At 52.6% G+C, this 7,183-nt stretch carries 9 protein-coding genes; 6 read left to right on the top strand and 3 right to left on the bottom strand.

Annotated features, from left to right (window positions below; genetic code table 11):
• Positions 1–38: 38 nt before the first annotated feature.
• On the bottom strand, positions 39–284 hold the full coding sequence (locus AB7S84_RS12260) for a helix-turn-helix domain-containing protein (protein ID WP_020878581.1): 246 nt from the start codon (positions 282–284) through the stop codon (positions 39–41).
• A gap of 409 nt (positions 285–693) precedes the next feature.
• Positions 694–933 (bottom strand): excisionase family DNA-binding protein, encoded by a 240-nt coding sequence (locus AB7S84_RS12255; protein ID WP_020878580.1) that lies wholly within the window; start codon positions 931–933, stop codon positions 694–696.
• Positions 934–1,315: 382 nt separating this feature from the next.
• Here AB7S84_RS12255 and AB7S84_RS12250 point away from each other — a divergent pair, with 382 nt between their 5' ends.
• Entirely contained in the window at positions 1,316–1,864 is a 549-nt protein-coding gene (locus AB7S84_RS12250; protein WP_428154726.1) for an ORF6N domain-containing protein, read from the top strand.
• A gap of 500 nt (positions 1,865–2,364) precedes the next feature.
• On the opposite strand, the gene AB7S84_RS12245 is transcribed toward AB7S84_RS12250, so the two are convergent.
• A complete protein-coding gene (locus AB7S84_RS12245; protein WP_428154724.1) occupies positions 2,365–2,661 on the bottom strand; it encodes a nucleotidyltransferase family protein in 297 nt (98 codons plus the stop codon).
• A 231-nt stretch (positions 2,662–2,892) separates the two neighbouring features.
• On the opposite strand from AB7S84_RS12245, the gene AB7S84_RS12240 reads away from it, so the two are divergent.
• From AB7S84_RS12240 to AB7S84_RS12220, 5 genes are all read left to right on the top strand, one after another.
• Positions 2,893–3,225 (top strand): nucleotidyltransferase family protein, encoded by a 333-nt coding sequence (locus AB7S84_RS12240; RefSeq protein ID WP_428154722.1) that lies wholly within the window; start codon positions 2,893–2,895, stop codon positions 3,223–3,225.
• A gap of 346 nt (positions 3,226–3,571) precedes the next feature.
• The gene (locus AB7S84_RS12235; RefSeq protein ID WP_040416676.1) at positions 3,572–3,919 is read left to right on the top strand and encodes a MarR family EPS-associated transcriptional regulator; all 348 of its coding nucleotides are present in this window, start codon (positions 3,572–3,574) and stop codon (positions 3,917–3,919) included.
• Between the two features lie 393 nt (positions 3,920–4,312).
• Positions 4,313–5,413: a DUF262 domain-containing protein gene (locus AB7S84_RS12230; RefSeq protein ID WP_428154720.1), complete on the top strand. Its 1,101-nt coding sequence runs from the start codon at positions 4,313–4,315 to the stop codon at positions 5,411–5,413.
• A complete protein-coding gene (locus AB7S84_RS12225; RefSeq protein ID WP_020878574.1) occupies positions 5,407–6,447 on the top strand; it encodes an AAA family ATPase in 1,041 nt (346 codons plus the stop codon). Before AB7S84_RS12230 ends, AB7S84_RS12225 begins: the two co-directional genes overlap by 7 nt.
• Positions 6,447–6,911, top strand: coding sequence for a hypothetical protein (locus tag AB7S84_RS12220; RefSeq protein ID WP_428154717.1), 465 nt, complete (start codon positions 6,447–6,449; stop codon positions 6,909–6,911). The genes AB7S84_RS12225 and AB7S84_RS12220 overlap by 1 nt, the downstream gene beginning before the upstream one ends.
• Positions 6,912–7,183 lie beyond the last annotated feature (272 nt).

Here is a 7,183-nt window from a genome sequence, read left to right as displayed (position 1 = left end):
CCTTCAGTCTTCAGCCTTCAGCCTCCCGAAGGTGCCTTTCAATTGTTGAGGGTGTACGCGTCCAGAAGCCACTCCCGGATCGCCGGCTTGGGGACGGCCCATCGCTTGCCGACCCGGAACGCGTCGAGATCGCCGGTCTTGAGTGCCCTGTATACCGCGCTCTTGCTCAGCTCCAGGATGCCCGGCAGCTCCCGGGGGGAGTAGACCTCCCGCGAAAAGGTTTCGTCAAACCACGGGGGGAACCATGTCGGGGTCAGGGGAGCGAAATCACTGTCGTCTCTCATGAAAAGGCCTCCTTTCTTCAGTTGGGGTCGGGCCAAGCAAATCTCCCGGAATCACTTCGGATACATGCCATAAAAAGCCCGAATATCGCCTTAGAAGCGCATTTTTGGGGTCAAAAACGCCGGTCTAAGGGAAAATCCGTCGACCCCGATGCCGCCCGAACGGCTTAAACCGGCGTTTTTGCACCCGAAAACAGCCGTTTAAGCCCTGAAAACGCCTGTTTTTGGATGAATAACTTATGGATTTCGGACACTTGACTTGGCCCGACCCCTACGTAGCATAAATTTTGTAATGGGTTGCGAAAGGAGGGACTTTTGAGAAAAAAATTCGCGGCGGCGTGAACGCGGCGAGGAGCGCGGCCCCTCGCCCCAGCCCCTGGGGGGCTCAATCCTTGGGGAGCTCAATTATCGATCATTCAACCCTTCCCCCATCCCGCGGATACTCCGCCAACAGCCATTCCCGGATTGCCGGCCTGGGGATCAGCAGGCGGCCCCCGAGCTTGATGGCATCGAGTTTGCCATAGGAGATGGATCGATAAACGTGGTCCTTGCCCAGTTCCAGGGTTTCGAAGATCTCCTTTGGCGAATAGATGTCCTTACAAAATTTCCGATCGAACCATTTCTCGAATTCTGTCGGTATGTGCAGTCGCATGAATCATCCTCAATGTATGGGTGGTGGGTGGGCGGGTGCGCCCCCGGCGCCCGACCGGGCCGGAGGGGTTTCAGCCGATGGAACAAGCGACCCCGGAACGTCGCGCCGCCCGCGATGCGCGCGTTCATGATCGCGCCTGAGGCACGCCCCGGGCCCTCCTCTTTCCCGGCAGCTGCCTATCTTATAATTTTAGTTATACCATTTATCTATATTTCAAATACCGAAAAAAGTGTAAAAAGAAAACAAAAAAAAGAAAAAAAATGCCGTTCACTTTACAAACAATCACACACATCCGTTTCCCCCCAATCCGCTTGACAACGGTCCGACTCTGCCGTTATTTTCACACACGTCTACCCCGCCCCGCCCCGGAGGATGATTCGATATGAGCGACATGATGAAACCGGAGAGCCTGCAGGACCGCATCATCGAGATCCGGGGCCTGCAGGTGTTGCTGGATGCCGACGTCGCCGAGATCTACGGCGTCGAGACCAAACGCGTCAACGAGGCGGTCCGGAACAACCCCGACAAGTTTCCGGCCGGATACGTCCTGCAGCTGAGCAAGGCGGAGTGGGCCGCTTTGAAGTCGAAATTTTCGACTTCAAAAAGGGGCGGAAAGGTCAAGCCCCCCAAGGCGTTCCCTGAAAAGGGCCTCTACATGCTGGCCACCATCCTCAAGAGCCCCCAGGCGGTCCGGGCCACGCTCTCGATCATCGAGACCTTTTCCAAGCTGCGGGAACTCAGCCGCAACATCCGGACCCTCGCCGCCACCGACGACAAGGACCGTCAGGAAAGCCTGATGCAGCAGAGCGGTGAACTCATCGCCGAGCTCCTGGACGACGACCTCCACACCACCGACACCGAAACCTCCATCGAACTCAACTTCGCCGTCCTCAAGTTCAAGCACACGGTCAAGCGGAAAAAGGAATCGTAGGGCGGCCCCTATAGCTGTCTCCCCTTCTGATCCTTCTTCCCTTCTCTTTATTCTTGTTAGTTGCGGCAGGTTTGTGCCTGCTTTGCGGGTGGTTTGTGCCTGCTTTGCGGGAAGGTTTGCGGGCTGCGGGGGAAGCGGCACGACAACCCACCGATTTCATAACGATCACGCCCCGACCGCACTATGCGCCTTTGCCTGCGGCAAATCCAGGTTTCTGGAATCGAAAATGCAATTGGGGTCGGGCCAAGACAATCCTCCGGAATCACATCAAATACATGCCATAAATCGCCCGAATATCGCCTTAGAAGCCCATTTTCGGGGTCAAAAACACCGGTTTAAGAAAAAATCGTCGACCCCGATGCCGCCCGAACCGCTTAAACCGTCATTTTTGACCCCGAAAACAGCCGTTTAAGCCCGAAAAACGCCTGATTTTGGATCAATAATTTATGAATTTTAGACACTTGTCTTGGCCCGACCCCATACGATAGAGGCGGGGATCTCTATGCATAAACCACCTCTTTTTCGATGATCGGCTTGAGCCGGGGTTTCAGGGTTTCCGCCATGACCAGATCCACCGGGCGCCCCAGAAGTTCCTCCAGCCTGAATTTAAGATCCATATAGTGATCAAAGGTCGGTTCAGCCAGTTCCACGATGACATCGACATCGCTGTCTGGCCTGTCTTCACCCCTGGCGCATGACCCGAAAACGCCGATTCGCGTCACGGTGAATTGCTCACTCAGTTCCGAACGTACAGCGGCAATCCGACGCAGGATCTTTTCATTCGCGCTATAGCTCATCTGCTTGTCCTTTCGACGGCATGAGTTCAATCACGAAAAAGCGGGTAACTCTCCCTCTTTCCCAAATATATAGACCATATGTTTACCGCCCGCTCAAGAAATTTTGCAATTGGGGTCAATTGGGTGTGAGTGGATACTGGGATATCCGCTTTCTTCACGAAATTTACCTTTGCGGTTGATTAGAAACAGAAAGAAGGCTATTTTGATCGTAAAGTCCTCGAAAGAAACGCCATGGAACCTCTCAAAAAAGCCCGTTCAAAAGCCCCGATGTCATCAAAAGAAGACGTGCTGCGCTATTTGAAAGAGAACAAGCACTTTTTCCAGGAGACGTTCGGCGTCACCCGTATCGGAATTTTCGGAAGCTTCGCACAGGACCGGCAGATGGATTCAAGCGATATCGATATGGTCGTGGAATTTGAAAAGGACAAAAAAAACATCCACAATTTTCTTCGTCTGAAAAGGTTCCTGGAACACCAACTGGAACGAAAAGTAGACCTCGGATTCGAGCATGCCCTGAAACCGGCAGTAAGAGAAAAAATCAGGGGAACAATTCTTTATGGGTGAGAGGGACGTTCGCGACGGCAATTGGGGTCGGGCCAAACCAATTACCTGGAATCACATCAAATACATGCCATAAACCGCCCGAATATCGCCTTAGAAGCCCATTTTCGGGGTCAAAAACGCCCGTCTAAGAAAAAATCGACGCCCCCGATGCCGCCCGAACCGCTTAAACCGTCATTTTTGACCCCAAAAACAGCCGTTTAAGCCCAAAAAATCCTGATTTTTAGAATAATTATCTTTTAATTACAATTACTTGGCTTGGCCCGACCCCACACCCTTCAATCGCCTACAACTTTTTTTATAATTTTTTCTTGACACCCGCCCGCATTGATGCCATTAAGTTCACCCGATGAACAAAGCTGAACAAGACATACGGATGCGGATCCTCAGGATCCTGGAATCCGCCGACCACGAGATCACCCAGCGGGAGATGGCCCGCCGCCTGGGCATCAGCCTGGGCAAGACCAACTACTGCCTCGCCGGCCTCGTGGAAAAAGGCTACATCCGCATCCAGCGCTTCAAGAACAGCAACAACAAGGCGGCTTACGCCTACACCCTCACCCCCAAGGGGATCCGGGAGCGCATCCGCCTCACGGTCAACTTCCTGGGCCGGAAGATGCGGGAATACGAGCTCCTGAAACACGAGATCGCCCAACTCGAAAAAGAAGTGGCGACACTGGGCGTCTCAAACAAATAAGTTAGTATTTCAGCTACTTATAAACTGATTGGGGATGTAATTCAGAAGGCGGAGCTGTCTCGAGAGGCAGGGCGTCAAGGTTTTAAAGTTTCAGGGTTTTAAGGTTTCAGGGGGGCTGCCGTTTCCATCGTATCCGAGCCGGCAGCGGGTAATGCGCGGGAATTCACATCGGAATCTACTCGGTTTATCCACATCCCAAAGGACGTTGCAGCTCAATTTCGAATCCAGGTTGATATCGCCGCGGAAACACATTTGCTCCGAAAACTCACGACGAGCGACCCCAAACACATCTCCGCCGCCATTACCCGAAAGCCCCCTGAAACTCTAAAACCCTGAAACGATAAACACATAGCCACTAATCACTGATAACCTCATAACCGCCAAAAAACATTCATGCCCCCATCCACCCCCGCAGATAAAGACATGCTCGAAGCCGAAGAAGGTCTCGAACCGGATTCCGGGGAAGTCTATCCTGATGCGGTGGTCAAAATCAGTCGCGATCAATACAGCGCCTTTGAAATCAAGCGGATGGCCGAGGAGACCAGGGAGCTTGTCGTCGCCCCGCCGTTCCAGAGAGGTTTGGTCTGGAAACCGGAGCAGAAACGCGAGCTGGTCGAAAGCATCCTGATGGGGATTCCCATACCCGTGATCTATGTGTTTGAAGACGAAAACGGCAAAAAGCAGTTGGTCGACGGGCGTCAACGGATCAGCACCATCATCGCTTTCATGAACAACGAGTTCAGTCTGGCCAATCTCAAGATGCTGCCGGCATTCAACGGCAAAAAATTCCAGGACCTGGAGCCGATTTACAGAAGCAAGGTCGAACGTTACCAGATTTCGGTGTATGTTATCGAACCCCCCACACCCGAAAGGGTCAAATACGATATCTTCGACCGGGTAAACCGGGGTGGCACCCGACTCAACAACCAGGAAATGCGCAATGCGCTCTATATCGGCCAGGCCACCGACCTGTTGGAAGCGTTGAGCAAATCGAAGCGCTTCAAGAAGGCCACCGGAAACGGCATCAAGCCCACTCGCATGCGTGACCGCTACGTCATTTTACGCTTTCTTGCCTTCTATCTGCTGAAGACCCGTAAATTAGACTTCAAATACAAAAGTGATATCGACGACTTGCTCGCCGAAACCATGAAACGCATCAACAGGATGCAAAAAAGTGAAGTCGATACATTGAAAAATGTTTTTCTCACGGCCATGCAACGAAGTCATGCCGTCCTGGGTCCTGACGGCTTCCGGTTCGCGCCCACGAATGTCAACCGGCGGCCCGTCAATATGGCGCTGTTTGAAGTGCTCACCTATTTTTTCGCCGTAACGGCCACCGAAGCCTGCGACGCCGAAAAGCTTCAAGCCGAGCTTGACGATTTGAAAAAATCCTTTGATCAAAGCGGTTATTTCAGCAGCAAGGTGGACAGCCGCAGTTCGGTAGATTATCGCTTCGGCGAAGTCGAACGGCTTTCCGGGAGGCTTGAATGCTGACGCGTATCAGTATCACCGGCTACAAATGTCTGGATCGATGCGAGCCGGCCCTGGCGCCCCTGACGCTGCTGGTCGGTCCCAATGCATCGGGCAAATCGACGGTGCTCCAGGCCATGCTCCTTTCCTTTTCAGCCTTCAAGCAACAGCGTCAACCCTACCTCAAAGAGGTGGTAAAACCCTATGCCCAGTTTGAGGAGGTGTATTGCCGCTATTCCAATGCCAAAGAGATACGCATTGACATCGATGCCGACGCCGGCCGGTGCACGTTCATCCTGAATCGGTCGGAAGCCAAAAAGACACGGACGCCGAAAATGGTGTTACCGGCATACGAAGAATCTCTCTTCTATCTATCGGCCGGCCGTTCCGGCCCCGAGGAAATCTCCGAGCTGAACCAGGAGATGCGTATCGGGCAGCACGGCCAATATGCCGTGGGCTTTCTGGAACAACGCAAGGACAAGCCGGTTCATGCGGATCTCATCCGGCCCGAAGCCCATGCCAACACCCTCAAGGCCCAACTGGCCTGGTGGCTTTCTTACATCATCGGCGTGGAAACGGAAGCCCGGACGGAAAAAATCACCGCCGCAAGCGTCAAGACAACCTTTCACACCGAGGGCATCGAGAGCATTTCGCCCTTCAATACCGGTGCCGGTAACAGCTTTCTGCTGAAATTGCTCGTCATGTGCCTGACGGCCCAACCCGGCGACCTGCTGTTGATCGAAAACCCGGAAATCCACCTTCACCCGGGCGCCCAGTCAAGGTTAGGCGGACTGTTTGCCTATATTGCATCGAGAGGGGTTCAGATCCTCGCCGAAACCCACTGCGAGCACCTCATCAACCGGATACGTTACGAGACATATAAAAAACAAATATCTCCGGCCGATGTGATCATCCATTACAAACCCGGTGTCCGGGATCCCTTTGAAACGCTGTTCATCAACGAACGCGGCCACTTCTGTGACAACGACCGGAAAGAAAAGCCGTTTCCAACCGGTTTTTTCGATTCAACACTGGCGGAACTCCTGGAAATCAGCTGATGCAGTTCTCTATAGCCATGGAAGACGATCTGTTCCCATACGTAAACATTCATGGCGACCTGCTGCGGAACAACTATACCATAACCTGCAGACCGGGTGAATCACGGGAGAAAGCCCTGCAATACATCCAGGCACTTCTCGAAGATGCGAAAAACGTGATCATCTGCGACCGATACCTGAAAAACAATTGGGGCACCGCCCAAAGCATATTGGATGTTTTTCCGCAAAAGCAACTGACGATCGAATATGTACATCAGTTGGACCAAAACATTCTATCCGGTATTAAAAGGCAATGTAGTCAATGGAAAATCAGGAGAACCCGCGACAATGTCTATCAACGTCACCATGATCGCTACCTGCGCATCGACAGCCAGATGGAAATCGTGATCACCAGCGGTATTGATTATCTGTTCGACAACAACAAGGAATGCACCCTGGTCTTTCAGACCATTTCGAAGACCTGAGACGAATTTCCATAGGCAATCGGTCAATCGGGCGTCAACCGGGGTCGGGCCAAGACAATCGCCCGAAATCACAACCAATACATCCCAAAAACCGCCCGAATATCGCCTTAGACGCTCATTTTCAGGGTCAAAAACACCCGTCTAAGGAAAAAATCGACACCCCCAACACCCCCGAACCGCTTAAACCGTCATTTTTGACCCCAAAAACACCCGTTTAAGCCCCAAAAACGCCCAATTTCGAATGAATAACCCATAGATTTCAAACCCTTGAC

Origin of the sequence: Desulfococcus sp. (assembly GCF_050178255.1) — a bacterium.
GTDB classification, from domain to species: Bacteria; Desulfobacterota; Desulfobacteria; order Desulfobacterales; family Desulfococcaceae; genus Desulfococcus; species Desulfococcus multivorans.
The sequence above is the reverse complement of the archived record's forward strand: the minus strand, read 5'-3'. Positions and strand labels throughout refer to the sequence as shown.

What these genes read in the sequence shown, in the direction of transcription:
- AB7S84_RS12260 (WP_020878581.1), bottom strand. Translation starts at nt 284, where the DNA reads ATGAGAGACGACAGTGATTTCGCTCCCCTGACCCCGACATGGTTCCCC.
- AB7S84_RS12255 (WP_020878580.1), bottom strand. Translation starts at nt 933, where the DNA reads ATGCGACTGCACATACCGACAGAATTCGAGAAATGGTTCGATCGGAAA.
- AB7S84_RS12250 (WP_428154726.1), top strand. Translation starts at nt 1,316, where the DNA reads ATGAGCGACATGATGAAACCGGAGAGCCTGCAGGACCGCATCATCGAG.
- AB7S84_RS12245 (WP_428154724.1), bottom strand. Translation starts at nt 2,661, where the DNA reads ATGAGCTATAGCGCGAATGAAAAGATCCTGCGTCGGATTGCCGCTGTA.
- AB7S84_RS12240 (WP_428154722.1), top strand. Translation starts at nt 2,893, where the DNA reads ATGGAACCTCTCAAAAAAGCCCGTTCAAAAGCCCCGATGTCATCAAAA.
- AB7S84_RS12235 (WP_040416676.1), top strand. Translation starts at nt 3,572, where the DNA reads ATGAACAAAGCTGAACAAGACATACGGATGCGGATCCTCAGGATCCTG.
- AB7S84_RS12230 (WP_428154720.1), top strand. Translation starts at nt 4,313, where the DNA reads ATGCCCCCATCCACCCCCGCAGATAAAGACATGCTCGAAGCCGAAGAA.
- AB7S84_RS12225 (WP_020878574.1), top strand. Translation starts at nt 5,407, where the DNA reads ATGCTGACGCGTATCAGTATCACCGGCTACAAATGTCTGGATCGATGC.
- AB7S84_RS12220 (WP_428154717.1), top strand. Translation starts at nt 6,447, where the DNA reads ATGCAGTTCTCTATAGCCATGGAAGACGATCTGTTCCCATACGTAAAC.